The sequence below is a fragment of the Streptococcus equinus genome (assembly GCF_049393805.1).
GTDB lineage: Bacteria > Bacillota > Bacilli > Lactobacillales > Streptococcaceae > Streptococcus > Streptococcus equinus.
Genome location: NZ_CP185763.1, coordinates 1,317,861 through 1,335,040, shown reverse-complemented (window position 1 = coordinate 1,335,040; position 17,180 = coordinate 1,317,861). Strand labels below are relative to the sequence as shown.

Sequence of the window (17,180 nt, the reverse complement as noted above, 5' to 3'; positions counted from 1 at the left end):
TTTGATAAGAAAAAATCCCCTTTGAACCATCCTCAAAATCAAGGAAAATATTTCTTTGACTTGAGGTTAGTACAATGTGGGATTTTTAAAATTTTCTAAAACGTTGATAACGATTTTCAAGAAGCTCTTCTAATGGCAACTTGCTAAGTTCATCTAATTCAGCAATCAGATTTGTTTTAATCATTTCAACGATTTCACTTGAAAAATAACCATGCTCTGGAATAACTTTATCAACAACATCCATGTTGTAAAGTTCTCCAGCAGTAATTTTCATCAATTCAGCAGCCTCAGTTGCTCGTGAACCATCTTTCCAAAGGATTGATGCAAAACCTTCTGGGCTTAAAATGGCGTACATGCTGTGTTCAAGCATCCATACCTTATCGGCCACAGCAAGTGCAAGAGCACCTCCAGAACCACCTTCACCAATAATAATAGCAATAATCGGTACTTTAAGATCACTCATTTCAAGTAAATTATGTGCAATAGCCTCACCTTGTCCGCGTTCTTCTGCACCAACACCTGGATAAGCACCAGCAGTGTTAATAAAAGTAACGACAGGACGACCAAATTTTTCAGCTTGCTTCATCAAACGAAGAGCTTTACGGTAACCTTCAGGGTTTGGCTGACCGAAATTGCGTTTTAAATTCTCCTGTAAATTTTTCCCTTTTTGAATACCAATCACTGTCACAGGACGACCTTCAAGGCGAGCAATTCCCCCAACGATTGCGCCATCGTCTGCGAAATGACGATCTCCATGAAGTTCCATGAAATCATCAAAAATTAAATCCGCATATTCTAAGGTCGTTAAACGTCCTTGATCACGCGCTTCTTTCAAAATTCTTGATACGTCACTCATTTGGCACCTCCATGGAATGCGACTAATTTTGCAATAGTTTCAGGCATTTCAGTACGTTTGACAATGGCATCAACAAAACCATGTTCCAAAAGGAATTCAGCTCTTTGGAAATCCTCAGGTAAGTTTTCTCGTACTGTTGTTTCAATAACACGGCGGCCTGCAAAACCGACCAATGCTTGTGGCTCTGCTAAAATAATGTCACCTTCCATTGCAAAACTTGCTGTCACCCCTCCTGTTGTGGGGTCAGTCAAGATTGTCAAATAAAACAAACCAGCTTCAGAATGGCGTTTAACTGCCGCTGAGATTTTTGCCATTTGCATCAAACTCATAATACCTTCTTGCATACGAGCACCGCCTGATGCCGTAAAAATAACAACTGGCAATTTTTCTTCAATCGCTAATTCAAACAAACGTGTGATTTTTTCACCAACAACCGTTCCCATTGAAGCCATAATAAAGTTTGAATCCATGATGGCAAGAGCAACTTTTTCGCCCTTAATCAAGGCTTTACCTGTTAAAACAGCTTCTTCAAGACCTGTTTTTTCACGCATTTTAGCCAATTTTTCTTGATATCCTGGGAATTTAAGCGGGTCTTTTGTTTCAAGTCCCGTAAATAATTCTTCGAAACTTCCTTCATCTACTGTAATCGCTAAGCGTTCTTTTGCAGAAATACGGAAATTATAAGAACAACTTGGACAAATCTTAGCAACACCTAAATCTTTTTGATAAATCATGTGCTTACATGCTGGGCATTTAGCAAATAATTCATCAGGGACTTCTGGAACCTCACGCGGTGTACCTTGATTTAAAGAGTTGTTGGGAGTAATTCGAATGTACTTATCTTTTTTACTAAATAAAGCCATGAAATCTCCTAATCATTTTCCTTATTGTAGTTTGGCAAGAATGTTTCCATTAAAAATGATGTGTCGTAATCTCCGGCAATCACATGCTCATCAGAAATTAAATCCATTTGAAACTCAGCATTTGTTGTAACGCCCTCAATTTCCAACTCATAAAGGGCACGTTGCATTTTCATCAAAGCATCGAAACGATTTTCACCATGAACAATGATTTTTGCAATCATACTATCATAGTAAGGTGGGATTGTATAACCAGGATAAACAGCTGAATCCACACGCAAACCAACACCACCACTTGGCAAGTACAAATCTGTAATCTTACCTGGGCTTGGTGCAAAGTTAAATTTTGGATTTTCAGCATTAATACGACATTCAATAGCATGACCAGTGATTGTGATATCATCTTGTGTCACTGACAATTCTTGTCCAGCAGCAATACGAATTTGCTCTTTAACGATATCAACACCAGTAACAAATTCTGTCACGGGATGTTCTACTTGAACACGAGTGTTCATTTCCATGAAATAAAACTGTGATGTTTTCTCATCAAGCAAGAACTCAATGGTACCTGCATTTTCATAATGAACAGCACTCGCTGCACGAACAGCAGCCTGACCAATCTTAGTACGTAGTGTTTTACCAATCGCAATTGACGGACTTTCTTCAAGAACTTTTTGGTTATTACGTTGAAGTGAGCAATCACGTTCGCCAAGATGAATGACATTACCGTGAGAATCTCCTAGAATTTGAACTTCGATGTGACGCGCTGGATAAATAACTTTTTCAATGTACATGGCACCATTACCAAAAGCAGCCAAAGCTTCTTGTGAAGCTGACTCAAAGGCTGGCACTAATTCTTCTGCAGATTCAACCTTACGAATACCTTTTCCGCCGCCGCCAGCAGAGGCTTTCAACATGACAGGGTAACCAAGTCTTTCAGCAACGTCAAGTGCTTCATCAGCTGTAAAGACTTCACCATCTGAACCAGGAATAACCGGCACATTTGCTGCAATCATTTCTGCACGCGCATTGATTTTGTCACCCATTTTATCCATAATTTCGGCGCTAGGTCCGATAAATTTAATGTGCATTTCCTCACACATGGTTGCAAATTTTGAGTTTTCACTCAAAAAACCAAATCCTGGGTGAATCGCTTCAGCTCCTGTTACGATCGCTGCTGATAAGACAGCATTCATATTCAAGTAAGAATCTGTCGAGCGCGCTGGACCGATACAAATTGCTTCATCAGCCAAATTCGTATGCAAAGAATTTTTATCAGCTTCAGAATAGACAGCTACCGTATTGATCCCCAATTCACGTGCTGCACGAATAATTCGCACCGCAATTTCACCACGATTGGCAATTAATATTTTTTTAAACATACGTCTGCTTTTTCCTCCTATTTGAAATACTTTAGCATTTCAATCAAAATTCTTTTGTCACAGTTTGTATTAACCTTTTTCTTAACTACCAATAGCAAACGTCAATGTTCCAGAAGCTGCTAGTTTGCCATCAACTTCTGCTTTTGCCTCAACCACAGCAATTGTGCCACGGCGTTTAACAAATTTCGCTGTCATGATTAATTGGTCGCCAGGAACAACTTGTTTTTTGAAACGCACCTTGTCCATACCAGCGTAAAAGACCAATTTACCCTTGTTTTCTTCTTTTGAAAGTTCCAAAACACCTGCTGTTTGAGCAAGAGCTTCCATGATAAGAACTCCAGGCATGACTGGATATTCTGGAAAATGACCATTGAAAAACGGTTCATTGATTGTCACATTTTTAACAGCAACAATTTCATCATCACTTACTTCAAGCACACGGTCAACCAAAAGCATTGGATAACGGTGCGGCAAAGCTTCACGAATTTGCTTAATATCAATCATTTAATACGTACCAATCCTTGTCCAAATTCAACAACTTCTTCGTTATTTACCATAATTTCAGTCACGATACCATCTTTTGGAGCTGGAATTTCGTTCATGACTTTCATCGCTTCAATAATTAGCAACGTTTGCCCTTTTTTAACTGCATCACCAACAGATACAAAAGCTGGTTTATCAGGAGCTGGAGCAAGGTAAGCAACACCCACAAGTGGACTTGGAACTTCTTCACCTTCTGCAAAAATATTCGTATCAGCTTCTTCAACATCACTTGTTGCTGGAGATGCTGGAGTTGATGTAGCAACTGGAGTTGTTTCAACTGAAACAGCTGGCGCCGGTGCTGCAGGAGCTGTGGCTGGCACTACTGGTGCTGTATATTCATTTTTACTAAATGTTAATTCAGAGTCAGCAGTTTTAAATGAAAATTCACGTAGGCTTGACTGGTCAAATTGAGCCATCAAATCTTTTACTTCAGAAATATTCACGCTTACGCCTCCCAACGTTTAAATGCTAGTACAGAGTTGTGACCACCAAATCCGAATGTATTTGAAATAGCGTAAGTCAACTCTGCTTCTTGACCTTGTCCATAAACTACATTAGCTTCAATGTCCTCTGACAACTCACGTGTACCTGCAGTCATTGGAATGTAGTTGTGACGGATTGCTTCAATTGTCGCAACAGCTTCAACAGCACCCGCTGCACCAAGAAGGTGACCAGTGAATGATTTTGTTGAAGAAACTGGAACGTCTTTACCAAGAACTGTTACGATAGCTTTGCTTTCACCTTTTTCATTGGCTTGTGTAGAAGTACCGTGAGCATTAACATAGTCAACATCTTCTGGAGAGATTCCTGCTTCTTTAATTGCCAATTCAATGGCTTTTGCGGCACCTGATCCATCTGGTGTTGGAGTTGTTTGGTGATAAGCATCACAGTTGCTACCATAGCCAACAACTTCAGCTAGGATAGTAGCACCACGTTTTTGAGCATGTTCAAGACTTTCAAGAACAAGCACACCTGCACCTTCACCCATAACAAATCCATTACGATCTTTATCAAACGGAATAGCAGAACGAGCTGGATCTTCAGTTGTTGAAAGAGCAGTCAATGCATTGAAACCACCAATACCGATTTCGTTGATTGTAGATTCAGCACCACCAGCTAAGATAACATCATGGTAACCAAATTTAATTTCGCGGAATGCTTCACCGATAGCATCATTAGATGAGGCACAAGCTGTTGTAATTGATTTACATACGCCACGTGCACCAATACGCAAAGCAATATTACCAGCAGCCATGTTTGACAAAGCTTTTGGAATAAACATTGGTTGGATACGTTTAATTCCTTTTTCGTGCATACGAATGATTTGCTCTTGCATTTCTTGCAAACCACCAATACCAGATGACACGATAACACCAGTACGGTCACGATCAACTGTATCCATATCAAGTTTAGCATTTTCGAGAGCTTCTAAAGTTGCATAAATTGCGTATAGAGAATATTGATCCATACGATTTTTATCTTTGCGAACAAAATATTTATCAAATGGGAAATCATGAATTTCACCTGCGTTGTGAACTTTGATTTCAGAATTATCAAATTTAGTAATTGGTCCGATACCAATTTTTCCATCATGAAGATTATTCCAGAATTCTTCTGGGGTATTTCCAATTGGAGAAGTTAAACCATAACCTGTTACTACTACTCTATTTAATGTCATTTTTGTCTCCTTTTAAGAGAATGTATATTCTAATTTTAAACTATTACAGCAAAGCAAACAACAGTTTACATTGCCATACCACCATCAATTGCAATGACTTGTCCAGTCAAGTATTCTTGTTCTGCTAAGAAACTAGCTACTGTTGCCACTTCTTCAGCTTTTCCGATACGTTTCATTGGAATGCCAGCTAAAATCGCTTCTTGCATTTTTTCAGGAATAGCATCAGTCATGTCTGATTCAATAAAACCAGGAGCAATAGCATTAACTCGAATACCACGTGAAGCTACTTCACGCGCAACTGATTTTGTAAAACCAATTAAACCAGCTTTTGAAGCTGCGTAGTTTGCTTGCCCAACATTTCCTCGTAAGCCAACAACGCTTGATAGATTGATAATAGCACCTTGACGAGCACGTGTCATCGGTTTTAAGACTGATTGCGTCATGTTAAATGCACCAGTCAAATTCACTTTTAAGACTGATTCAAAATCTGCTTCAGTCATTTTTAACATCAATTTATCATTTGTGATACCAGCATTGTTAACCAAAATATCAACAGAACCAAGTTCTGCAATAGCTTCGTCAACCATACGTTTAGCATCATCAAATTGTGATACATCACCAGAAATTGCAATAACTTTCACACCGTAGTCGTTAAAACTATCGATAAGGTCTTTTGAAATTTCTGAACGACCATTCAAAACAATATTGGCTCCAAGACTTGCAAAACGGTGAGCAATAGCCAAACCAATTCCGCGAGTTGATCCTGTTACAAAAACATTTTTATTTTTGATATCCATAACTATCTCCTATTTTTCTAGCAAAACACTCAAGCTTGCTTCATCCTCAACTGATGAGGTTGGAATACTTTTATCAATTTTACGAAGAAATCCACTCAAAACTTTACCTGGACCAATTTCAATAACCTCTGTCATTCCAAGTCTACGCATTGTTTCAATAGAATCGTAAAAACGAACTGGTTCTTTTACTTGTCTTGCAAGCAAAGCTTTGATATCACTATATTCCATAACCTTAGCTTCAGTATTTCCAATCAAAGGAACCTGAAAATCTGAAAACGTTACTTTATCAAGAACCTCTGAAAGTCGTTTGCTAGCTGGTGCTAACAAAGCTGTGTGGAAAGGCCCAGATACTTTCAACGGAATCAAACGTTTTACACCTGCTTCTTTAAGAAGTTCAACAGCATAGTTTACTGCTTCCGTTTCACCACCAATCACAATTTGTGCCGGTGTGTTGTAGTTAGCTGGTGTCACCACACCCTTAATAGAAGCTTTTTGACAAATTTCTTCAATCAATGAGGCTTCCGTATTCATGACAGCGACCATTTTTCCAGTTCCTGCTGGAGCTGCAGTCTCCATAAATTCACCACGTTTAGCTACCAAAGCAACAGCATCCTCAAAGCTCAAAGCCCCTGATGCTACTAAAGCTGAATACTCCCCTAATGAAAGTCCAGCAACCATGTCAGCTTTAAATCCTTTTTCCTGAAGCAATCGATAAATTGCAACTGAAGTTGTCAAAATAGCTGGTTGTGTATAACGTGTTTGATTTAACTTATCTTCTTCCTTATCAATTAAATCACGAAGATTGTAGCCAAGAATAGAACTAGCTTGATCAAAAGTCTCACGAACAATCGGATATTTTTCATATAAATCACTTGCCATTCCAAGCTTTTGAGCCCCTTGACCAGCAAATAAAAAGGCAGTTTTTGTCATTAAATCCTCCCAAACGGAATTTGATTTTTAAATAGAAATATTAATCTTTTTCAATATCAGCCCAACGTTTAGCTTCTGCTAAAATCACTTCTTGAGCACCATAATAGATATCTTTTAAGATTTCTTCACAAGTTTCTTCTTTACGAATCAAGCCTGCGATTTGGCCAGCCATGACTGAACCAGTCACAACATCACCGTCAACAACAGCATTACGCAATGCACCTGCTCCCAAAACTTCGATATCTTCTTTAGCTTTCTTACCAGCCAAGAAATCTTTTTCAGCATGCGCATATGATGTTGTTAATTTATTTTTAAGTGATCGAACAGGATGTCCAACAACAGAGGCAGAAATCACTGTATCGATGTCTTTAGCTTTCAAAATTTTATCTTTAAAGTTTTGGTGAGCATTAGATTCTTTAGCTACCACAAAACGTGTTCCCACTTGGACAGCTTCCGCACCCAACATAAAGATAGCTGCTGCCCCATGTCCGTCAGCAACACCACCTGCACCAATAACAGGAATATTGACTGCATCAACAACTTGACGAACAAGAGTCATTGTTGTCAATTTACCAATGTGTCCACCAGCTTCCATACCTTCTGCGATAACAGCATCAGCACCTAGTTTTTCCATACGTTTTGCAAGAGCAACACTAGGAACAACTGGAATGACAGTGATACCAGCTTCGTGGAATCGTTCCATGTATTTTCCAGGATTACCTGCACCAGTTGTGACAACTTTAACCCCTTCTTCAATAACAAGATCAACAATGTCATCAACAAATGGAGACAAAAGCATAATATTAACACCAAAAGGTTTGTCTGTAATTTTTTTAACCTTGTCAATATTTGCTTTAACAACTTCCTTCGGTGCATTACCGCCACCGATAATACCTAAACCACCAGCGTTTGAAACAGCACCAGCCAAGTCACCATCGGCAACCCATGCCATACCACCTTGAAAAATTGGATATTTGATATTTAATAATTCTGTAATACGTGTTTTCATGTTAAACCTTCTTAGTCTTTACCAAACAATAATTTGATAGTCAAACTATCATAATAAGAAGAGAGGGAGTAAGATAAGTTTTCATTAATTAGCAACTTATCCCACAGCCCTTCCTACTAAATATAGTGGAGTTAGTTTTTTAATCCCAACTCCAGCCATGTTATTATTTTGTTTTTTCTTCAACGTAAGCAACCAAGTCACCTACAGTGTTAAGACCTTCTTCAGTTTCGATTTGAATATCAAATGCATCTTCAATTTCTGAGATTACTTGGAAAACGTCAAGTGAATCAGCATCAAGTTCATCAAAAGTTGTTTCCATTTTAACTTCGTCAACTTCTTTACCAAGTTCTTCAACGATAATTTCTTGTACTTTTTCAAATACTGCCATGATTAATTCTCCTTAATAAATATATATAATTATCTCATGCTAATGCACAAGTTTGTAACTAGATTTTAACAATTAGGCTTCCCCATGTCAAACCTCCACCAAATCCTGATAGAAGCACTGTTTGAGAGCCATCTAATTTAATAATTCCCTTATCAACAGATTCTGCTAAAAGAATTGGAATACTTGCCGCACTGGTATTACCATATTCCATCATATTCGCTAAAAACTTGTCTCGATCAATATCCATTTTTCGAGCCATTTTATCTAGAATACGAATATTAGCTTGGTGAAGCAACAAATAATCAATATCCTCTGATGAAACTTCTGATTCATCAATAAGGGCTTTAATACTTTTAGCCACATCTCTGATAGCAAAATCAAAGATAGCTCTTCCTTCCATTTTAAGGAATTTATCATCGTCTTCTTTTTCAGAAAACGGAGATGACAAACCAACTTTTCCAGAAGTTAAGCTTTGACCGCGACTACCATCTGTATTCAAAGATTCTGCTAGGAAATGTTTAGTTTCTGATGCTTCAATTAAAACACCACCTGCTCCATCTCCAAATAGTACAGAAGTACTACGATCTGACCAATCTAATGTTTTTGATAGGGTTTCAGCACCAATTACGATACCTTTTTTATAGATTCCTGACTGAATAAATTTATCTGCAGTCGCAAGGGCAAATACAAAACCACTGCATGCCGCTGTCATATCAAATGCAAAAGCATTAACAGCGCCAATATTAGCTTGAATACGTGCTGCTGTCGATGGCATAAAACTATCAGGTGTAATTGTTGCAACAATGATGAAATCAATGTCTTCAGCTAATAAACCAGCTTTTGAAAGTAGTTGCTTAGCAACTTGTGTCCCTAAATCACTAGTTGTTTCATCTCGAGTGATATGTCGTCTTTTAATCCCCGTGCGAGATGAAATCCATTCATCGCTGGTGTCCATAATTTCAGACAAATCATCGTTTGTAATCACTTGTTCAGGGGCATAGGCTGCTGCCTGAGCAATTCTTGCAAATACCATTATTACATTAACTCCTCAAGAAACTTGTGAAGATTTTTTAAGCCTCGTAAAAGAGCTTCTAGTTCTTCTTCATTCATATCTTCAGCAATATGAGTAACCATATTTTTATGAAACTTATGATGAAGCCTATCTAACAATCTTCCTTTTTTTGTTAAAGTTAAATGAACCACACGACGGTCTAATTTTGAGCGTTGTCTTTCAATATAACCTTTTGCCTCAAGCTTATTTAAACTAGTGGTTATTGTACCGAGGGTCAACATCAACTCACGTGCAATATCACTTGGAGTCACATTAGAATTTTTACCAATAATCTCAATGGTGTGCATTTCCTTTAACGAAACGTCGTTGAACTGACTAGTTCTCAAACTCGTCTCTTCAATAACCTGTACACGATTAAAAATATCTACTAGATACTCATTGATTCTATTATAATCCAAGATTTCACCTCCTAAATAAACTTTGACAATCAAAGTATATCAAACATCAAAATATTTTGCAAGGAATTTCGAACTAATCTGAAAAAATAATTTGAAAATCAAACAATTATTTACGCTATTTTCCAGAAAATTTCGGGCGACGCTTTTCAGCAAATGCTCGAACACCTTCCTTGAAGTCTTCCTTAAAGGCTAATTCTTCTTGAAGCTGTAATTCAAGTTTTGTGTAATCCTCCCAACCTTCAAATTGTGCTTTCCATGACATTTCCTTAATAGCACGATAAGAATTAATTGACCCACGAAGCAAACGTTTAGTCAACTGGTTAGTTGTACGTTCCAATTTTTCTGATTCACAGAGGCGATAAACAATGCCGTATTCGAATGCCTTTTCAGCATTAACACCTTCGCCAGTCATTGCCAACTGGACAGCACGTGTTGATCCAATAGCTCGGCTCATTAGGAAAAGTCCACCAGCATCAGGTGCTAGTCCTACCCCAACAAAAGCTTGAATAAACTTAGCTTTTTCACTAGCAACAACAAAATCAGCGGCAACTGCCATATTCGCCGCAGCTCCAGCAACCGCACCATCTACACTCATAATAATTGGTTTAGGCAGTTTTTTCATTGAAAAAGAAATTTTATTAACCAGACTAGCAATTTCAACTAAAGATTCAACATTATCAGACTCAACAGCTCGTTGCATTTCAGCTAAATCACCACCGATTGAAAATACTTTTCCAACCGCTTTGATGACCAGAATTTTAACAGAATCATCTGCCTTAACAAGTTCTAAAACTTCAAGAATTTCTTGGCATGTTGGAATATTAAACCCATTTGAAATATCAGGGCGATTCAAAGTTAAAGTTGCAACTTCCCCGTTTTCATAAATGACATTATCGAAAGACATTTACCCACCTCCGTCGGATACGATAAAATTAGTTTGATTATAAAACTATTTTGCAAAATGTATTTTAGCATACAAGACATCAATAAATCAAGCAAAAATAGGATTTTTTCAAAAATTAATTTGATTTTTAAATATTTAAATCATCAAAGTATTATTCAAAAAAAGTAGGAAAACTCCTACTTCTAATATGTTTTTTCTTCTAAAATCTCAACAATTTGAGTCAAATTTTTTACCAATCGACTAGCCTTTCTTTGATTCATATCAAAAAGATTATCTTCGATTGCCCAAACAGTTAATTCAGCAGAAACTCCCGCTTGAATCCCTTTTTCACTATCTTCAATAACCAAAGTCTCAGCATTACTAAACCCCAGTTGTCTTCTTGCTTCTTGATAGATAGCAGGGTGTGGTTTTCCCTTTTCAAATTCTTCCCCAGATAAAATCACTGAAAAATAGTCTTTTAAATTCGTTTCTTCAAGAGCTTTTAAAATGTCATGCTTTGTTGAGCTCGAAGCCAGCCCCAAACGATATCCCTTTTCAAAAAGCCCTTTAACTACTTCAAATGTATCCTCAAAAATCAAGTCTTTATAAGGAAGTGGATGAGTTTTTTTGTAAATCGAATATTCAACTTGTAATTGATCTGTATCCCACTTATCAAAATCATCTCTCAAAATATCTGGCCAAATCTGCTTCATATTTCCACCGATGAAGAAACTTGGTGGTAAGTGCTTTATGCTAATCCCCTTATCTGCTAAAAACTTTTCACGACGTCGATAGTAAAAAGTTTCAGTGTCAAACAGGACCCCGTCCATATCAAAAATAATTGCTTTATAATTTTCCATTCCTCTATTATACTATCTTTCTTTTTATTTGAAAAACTGCTGACAAATTTTCAGAATTTTGCTATAATTGTATACAAATTTTAGAAAAGTGGAGAATGTCATGAAAGTAATCAAATTTGGTGGTAGTTCACTGGCTTCAGCTGAACAACTGAAAAAAGTTTTGAATATTGTGAAATCTGATAGCGAACGTCGTTTTGTTGTTGTATCAGCACCAGGAAAGCGTAACTCAGAAGATACAAAAGTAACTGACGCTCTTATTAAATACTACAAAAACTATACTTCTGGTGAAGATGTTACAGCAGCACAAGAATGGATTATTAACCGATACCAAGCCATTGCTGACGAACTTGAACTGAATTCATCAGTCATGAGTAAAATTGCTGGAGCAATTACAAATCTTGCCACTCTCCCTATCGAATGTAATAAATTCTTGTATGACACATTCCTAGCTGCTGGTGAAGATAATAATGCAAAACTTGTCGCTGAATTTTTCCGAAAAAATGGAATCAACGCACGCTATGTTCACCCAAAAGAAGCTGGAATTATTGTTTCAAGCGAGCCTGGAAACGCACGAATTCTCCCTTCTAGTTACGATAAACTAGAAGAACTCCGAGACTCTGATGAAGTTCTCGTGATTCCAGGATTCTTTGGTGTAACAACTGATGGTCAAATTTGTACTTTCTCGCGTGGAGGATCTGACATCTCAGGCTCAATCGTTGCAGCAGGTGTTAAAGCTGATTTATACGAAAACTTTACAGATGTAAATGGTATTTTTGCTGCACACCCAGGCGTTGTTCACAAACCACACACCATCCAAGAGCTAACATACAGAGAAATGCGTGAACTTGCTTATGCAGGATTTTCAGTACTCCATGATGAAGCACTCATTCCAGCCTATCGCGGAAAAATCCCTCTCGTCATCAAAAACACAAACAACCCTGAACACCCAGGAACTCGAATTACACTAAAACACAGTGGACCAACAGTACCAGTTATCGGAATAGCTGCTGATGACAAATTTGCAAGTATCAACATGTCAAAATACCTCATGAACAGAGAAGTCGGATTCGGGCGAAAAGTTCTTCAAATTTTAGAAGACCTCAATATCCGCTGGGAACACATTCCAACAGGAATTGATGACATGTCAGTCATTGTACGAGAACGTGAACTAACTCCTATTAAAGAACAAGAAATTATCTCATATCTTACGCGAGAACTCGCAGTTGATGAAGTTGAAATCGAACACAATCTTTCAATTATCATGATTGTCGGTGAAGATATGAAGAACCACATTGGGGTTACAGCAACAGCAACAAGAGCCCTTTCAGAAAAGCACATCAACCTTGAGATGATTTCACAAGGATCAAGTGAGGTTTCAGTCATGTTTGTAACACAAACAGAACACGAAAAAGAAGCCGTACGAGCACTATATCAAACCTTCTTCCGTGCAGCCGAATAAACTAAAAAAAGAATCAGATTGTTCACTGATTCTTTTTTAGTGCTTAAAGTCAGAAAAGTAAGGTTCAATTTGGCGTAAGAAGGCTTTCTTCCCTTCAAATCGTTCCCCTCTGACTACTTTTGCTAGCTTTTTTTGCTCTTCTAAGCTTAAAGTTGCTTTTAATTGAGACAAACTATCTCGGTAAGCAATAAAGTCTGCCACTTCAAAAAAATTAAGCTGAGGGACACAATGACTAATCTCACCTATTTCTTCATAAGGCATACGATTAAATTTACGTTTAAAGGATTCCTGATGGCGGATGGTATCCTTTACATGATTAGAAAATTTTGTCTTGAAGTAAGTATAGCGTCTTCCCTCATTAATCAGAACCTCAGGATGTTCTTGCAGTAGTTTGAAAAAGACAATACGCCCTTCCTGAATCCAGTCGTCATAATCCCATAATTTCACAAAGTAATGACGTCTTAATTTTAAAATAATTGGTTTTACAGTTTCAAAATAGCTTTCAAAATCCACTGTTCCTATCTCCTTTTTCCTTTTTATTATTAAGGTACCCTTATTATAGAAAGGATTAGAAAAAAGGAACATGACAAAAATGTCCAAATGAGAATACAAGCACAAAAAAAGCAACCCGAAGGCTGCTTTCTCTACCGCTTTACGACTCCGCCAGTAGGACTCGAACCTACGACATCATGATTAACAGTCATGCGCTACTACCAACTGAGCTATGGCGGATAAATGCTAAGCGACTACCATATCTAACAGGGGGCAACCCCCAACTACATCAGGCGTGCTAGGGCTTAACTTCTGTGTTCGGCATGGGAACAGGTGTATCTCCTAGGCTATCGTCACTTAACTATGATTGATTATCCAATCAAAATTGAATACCTATATATTCTAACAAGAAACCGACTCGCTGTCAATATTGACTCGTTTCTTTTTTGGATAAGTCCTCGAGCTATTAGTATTAGTCCGCTACATGTGTCACCACACTTACACTTCTAACCTATCTACCTGATCATCTCTCAGGGCTCTTACTGATATAAAATCATGGGAAATCTCATCTTGAGGTGGGCTTCACACTTAGATGCTTTCAGCGTTTATCCCTTCCCTACATAGCTACCCAGCGATGCCTTTGGCAAGACAACTGGTACACCAGCGGTAAGTCCACTCTGGTCCTCTCGTACTAGGAGCAGATCCTCTCAAATTTCCTACGCCCGCGACGGATAGGGACCGAACTGTCTCACGACGTTCTGAACCCAGCTCGCGTGCCGCTTTAATGGGCGAACAGCCCAACCCTTGGGACCGACTACAGCCCCAGGATGCGACGAGCCGACATCGAGGTGCCAAACCTCCCCGTCGATGTGAACTCTTGGGGGAGATAAGCCTGTTATCCCCAGGGTAGCTTTTATCCGTTGAGCGATGGCCCTTCCATGCGGAACCACCGGATCACTAAGCCCGACTTTCGTCCCTGCTCGAGTTGTAGCTCTCGCAGTCAAGCTCCCTTATACCTTTACACTCTGCGAATGATTTCCAACCATTCTGAGGGAACCTTTGGGCGCCTCCGTTACCTTTTAGGAGGCGACCGCCCCAGTCAAACTGCCCGTCAGACACTGTCTCCGATAGGGATAACCTATCTGGGTTAGAGTAGCCATAACACAAGGGTAGTATCCCAACAACGCCTCCACCGAAACTAGCGTCCCGATTTCATAGGCTCCTACCTATCCTGTACATGTGGTACAGATACTCAATATCAAACTGCAGTAAAGCTCCATGGGGTCTTTCCGTCCTGTCGCGGGTAACCTGCATCTTCACAGGTACTAAAATTTCACCGAGTCTCTCGTTGAGACAGTGCCCAAATCATTACGCCTTTCGTGCGGGTCGGAACTTACCCGACAAGGAATTTCGCTACCTTAGGACCGTTATAGTTACGGCCGCCGTTTACTGGGGCTTCAATTCACACCTTCGCTAATGCTAAGCGCTCCTCTTAACCTTCCAGCACCGGGCAGGCGTCACCCCCTATACATCATCTTACGATTTAGCAGAGAGCTGTGTTTTTGATAAACAGTTGCTTGGGCCTATTCACTGCGGCTGACTTAAAGCCAGCGCCCCTTCTCCCGAAGTTACGGGGCCATTTTGCCGAGTTCCTTAACGAGAGTTCTCTCGCTCACCTGAGGCTACTCGCCTCGACTACCTGTGTCGGTTTGCGGTACGGGTAGAGTATAATTAACGCTAGAAGCTTTTCTTGGCAGTGTGACATCACTAACTTCGCTACTTAACTTCGCTCCCCATCACAGCTCAATGTTATAGATATAAGCATTTGACTCATATCACACCTCACTGCTTAGACGTGCACTTCCAATCGCACGCTTTAGTTAGCCTACTGCGTCCCTCCATCACTATATACTCTAGTACAGGAATATCAACCTGTTGTCCATCGGATACACCTTTCGGTCTCTCCTTAGGTCCCGACTAACCCAGGGAGGACGAGCCTTCCCCTGGAAACCTTAGTCATACGGTGGACAGGATTCTCACCTGTCTTTCGCTACTCATACCGGCATTCTCACTTCTATGCGTTCCAGCGCTCCTCACGGTACACCTTCATCACACATAGAACGCTCTCCTACCATACCTAAAAGGTATCCACAGCTTCGGTAATATGTTTTAGCCCCGGTACATTTTCGGCGCAGGGTCACTCGACTAGTGAGCTATTACGCACTCTTTGAATGAATAGCTGCTTCTAAGCTAACATCCTAGTTGTCTGTGCAACCCCACATCCTTTTCCACTTAACATATATTTTGGGACCTTAGCTGGTGGTCTGGGCTGTTTCCCTTTCGACTACGGATCTTAGCACTCGCAGTCTGACTGCCGATTATATCTCGTTGGCATTCGGAGTTTATCTGATATTGGTAATCCGGGATGGACCCCTCAATCAAACAGTGCTCTACCTCCAAGAGACTTAACATCGACGCTAGCCCTAAAGCTATTTCGGAGAGAACCAGCTATCTCCAAGTTCGTTTGGAATTTCTCCGCTACCCACAAGTCATCCAAGCACTTTTCAACGTGCCCTGGTTCGGGCCTCCAGTGAGTTTTACCTCACCTTCACCCTGCTCATGGGTAGGTCACATGGTTTCGGGTCTACGACATGATACTAAGTCGCCCTATTAAGACTCGGTTTCCCTACGGCTCCGTCTCTTCAACTTAACCTCGCATCATATCGTAACTCGCCGGTTCATTCTACAAAAGGCACGCTCTCACCCATTAACGGGCTCGAACTTGTTGTAGGCACACGGTTTCAGGTTCTATTTCACTCCCCTCCCGGGGTGCTTTTCACCTTTCCCTCACGGTACTGGTTCACTATCGGTCACTAGAGAGTATTTAGGGTTAGGAGATGGTCCTCCCAGATTCCGACGAGATTTCTCGTGTCTCGCCGTACTCAGGATACTGCTAGGGTTAAAGACTATTTCGAATACGAGGCTGTTACTCTCTTTGGCTTACCTTCCCAGGTAATTCTTCTATAATCTTGTCGTCCCACAACGCAGTCCTACAACCCCGATGTGTAAACACATCGGTTTGCCCTCTTACCTTTTCGCTCGCCGCTACTAAGGCAATCGCGTTTGCTTTCTCTTCCTGCAGCTACTTAGATGTTTCAGTTCACTGCGTCTTCCTCTACATTACCTTAACAGTAATGAGTGACATGCATTACATGCCGGGTTCCCCCATTCGGACATCTCTGGATCAATGTTTACTTACAACTCCCCAAAGCATTTCGTCGTTAGTCACGTCCTTCATCGGCTTCTAGTGCCAAGGCATCCACCGTGCGCCCTTATTAACTTAACCTTATTTTGGTCTGTTGACCTTAAACTCATTAAATCACAGCGTTTCGGTTTATTTCTTGTTACTATCTACAATTCAATTTCTTGAATCGTGGAATTTGATATAGATATTCAATTTTCAATGGACAATCTTTGAATCTTTCGATTCAATGGAGCCTAGCGGGATCGAACCGCTGACCTCCTGCGTGCAAAGCAGGCGCTCTCCCAGCTGAGCTAAGGCCCCACAAGACC

16 protein-coding genes, 2 tRNA genes and 2 rRNA genes are annotated in these 17,180 nt (G+C 39.8%); 1 reads left to right on the top strand and 19 read right to left on the bottom strand.

Translation table 11 applies throughout. From position 1 onward, the window contains the following. Positions 1-85: 85 nt before the first annotated feature. The 14 genes from ACN0NP_RS06630 to ACN0NP_RS06565 form a co-directional block, all read right to left on the bottom strand. Positions 86-856: an acetyl-CoA carboxylase carboxyl transferase subunit alpha gene (locus ACN0NP_RS06630; RefSeq protein WP_278488361.1), complete on the bottom strand. Its 771-nt coding sequence runs from the start codon at positions 854-856 to the stop codon at positions 86-88. Further along, entirely contained in the window at positions 853-1,719 is an 867-nt protein-coding gene (accD, locus tag ACN0NP_RS06625) for an acetyl-CoA carboxylase, carboxyltransferase subunit beta (protein WP_021141695.1), read from the bottom strand. The genes ACN0NP_RS06630 and accD overlap by 4 nt, the downstream gene beginning before the upstream one ends. An 8-nt stretch (positions 1,720-1,727) precedes the next feature. Continuing rightward, the gene (locus tag ACN0NP_RS06620; RefSeq protein WP_045798221.1) at positions 1,728-3,098 is read right to left on the bottom strand and encodes an acetyl-CoA carboxylase biotin carboxylase subunit; all 1,371 of its coding nucleotides are present in this window, start codon (positions 3,096-3,098) and stop codon (positions 1,728-1,730) included. A gap of 81 nt (positions 3,099-3,179) precedes the next feature. Then, positions 3,180-3,602: a 3-hydroxyacyl-ACP dehydratase FabZ gene (gene fabZ, locus ACN0NP_RS06615; protein ID WP_003067515.1), complete on the bottom strand. Its 423-nt coding sequence runs from the start codon at positions 3,600-3,602 to the stop codon at positions 3,180-3,182. Next, on the bottom strand, positions 3,599-4,084 hold the full coding sequence (gene accB / locus ACN0NP_RS06610; RefSeq protein ID WP_021141691.1) for an acetyl-CoA carboxylase biotin carboxyl carrier protein: 486 nt from the start codon (positions 4,082-4,084) through the stop codon (positions 3,599-3,601). The genes fabZ and accB overlap by 4 nt, the downstream gene beginning before the upstream one ends. A 2-nt stretch (positions 4,085-4,086) precedes the next feature. Further along, the gene (gene fabF / locus ACN0NP_RS06605; protein WP_021141690.1) at positions 4,087-5,319 is read right to left on the bottom strand and encodes a beta-ketoacyl-ACP synthase II; all 1,233 of its coding nucleotides are present in this window, start codon (positions 5,317-5,319) and stop codon (positions 4,087-4,089) included. Between the two features lie 65 nt (positions 5,320-5,384). Beyond that, entirely contained in the window at positions 5,385-6,116 is a 732-nt protein-coding gene (gene fabG / locus ACN0NP_RS06600) for a 3-oxoacyl-[acyl-carrier-protein] reductase (protein WP_027968151.1), read from the bottom strand. A 9-nt stretch (positions 6,117-6,125) separates the two neighbouring features. Further along, on the bottom strand, positions 6,126-7,046 hold the full coding sequence (fabD, locus tag ACN0NP_RS06595) for an ACP S-malonyltransferase (RefSeq protein ID WP_039697623.1): 921 nt from the start codon (positions 7,044-7,046) through the stop codon (positions 6,126-6,128). 40 nt (positions 7,047-7,086) lie between these two features. Continuing rightward, entirely contained in the window at positions 7,087-8,055 is a 969-nt protein-coding gene (gene fabK, locus ACN0NP_RS06590; RefSeq protein WP_024344591.1) for an enoyl-[acyl-carrier-protein] reductase FabK, read from the bottom strand. Positions 8,056-8,218: 163 nt separating this feature from the next. Further along, positions 8,219-8,443, bottom strand: coding sequence for an acyl carrier protein (locus ACN0NP_RS06585; RefSeq protein ID WP_003067534.1), 225 nt, complete (start codon positions 8,441-8,443; stop codon positions 8,219-8,221). 58 nt (positions 8,444-8,501) lie between these two features. Next, on the bottom strand, positions 8,502-9,476 hold the full coding sequence (locus ACN0NP_RS06580) for a beta-ketoacyl-ACP synthase III (RefSeq protein WP_024344590.1): 975 nt from the start codon (positions 9,474-9,476) through the stop codon (positions 8,502-8,504). Between the two features lie 2 nt (positions 9,477-9,478). Continuing rightward, a complete protein-coding gene (locus ACN0NP_RS06575) occupies positions 9,479-9,913 on the bottom strand; it encodes a MarR family winged helix-turn-helix transcriptional regulator (RefSeq protein WP_029876000.1) in 435 nt (144 codons plus the stop codon). 115 nt (positions 9,914-10,028) lie between these two features. Continuing rightward, complete coding sequence (locus tag ACN0NP_RS06570; protein ID WP_024344588.1) at positions 10,029-10,817, bottom strand: enoyl-CoA hydratase; 789 nt, start codon at positions 10,815-10,817, stop codon at positions 10,029-10,031. Positions 10,818-10,999: 182 nt separating this feature from the next. Next, entirely contained in the window at positions 11,000-11,656 is a 657-nt protein-coding gene (locus tag ACN0NP_RS06565; RefSeq protein ID WP_024344587.1) for an HAD family hydrolase, read from the bottom strand. Positions 11,657-11,756: 100 nt separating this feature from the next. Between ACN0NP_RS06565 and ACN0NP_RS06560 the strand changes: the two genes are divergently transcribed. After that, a complete protein-coding gene (locus tag ACN0NP_RS06560; RefSeq protein ID WP_021141679.1) occupies positions 11,757-13,115 on the top strand; it encodes an aspartate kinase in 1,359 nt (452 codons plus the stop codon). A gap of 36 nt (positions 13,116-13,151) precedes the next feature. Here ACN0NP_RS06560 and ACN0NP_RS06555 read toward each other — a convergent pair whose 3' ends face one another. The 5 genes from ACN0NP_RS06555 to ACN0NP_RS06535 form a co-directional block, all read right to left on the bottom strand. Beyond that, entirely contained in the window at positions 13,152-13,628 is a 477-nt protein-coding gene (locus ACN0NP_RS06555) for a sigma-70 family RNA polymerase sigma factor (RefSeq protein WP_423216989.1), read from the bottom strand. A 145-nt stretch (positions 13,629-13,773) separates the two neighbouring features. Further along, positions 13,774-13,847, bottom strand: a tRNA-Asn gene (locus ACN0NP_RS06550). A gap of 5 nt (positions 13,848-13,852) precedes the next feature. Further along, a 5S ribosomal RNA gene (gene rrf / locus ACN0NP_RS06545) occupies positions 13,853-13,968 on the bottom strand. Between the two features lie 85 nt (positions 13,969-14,053). Next, positions 14,054-16,953 (bottom strand): 23S ribosomal RNA (locus ACN0NP_RS06540). 146 nt (positions 16,954-17,099) lie between these two features. Further along, positions 17,100-17,172 (bottom strand) — tRNA-Ala (locus ACN0NP_RS06535). Positions 17,173-17,180: the final 8 nt, after the last annotated feature.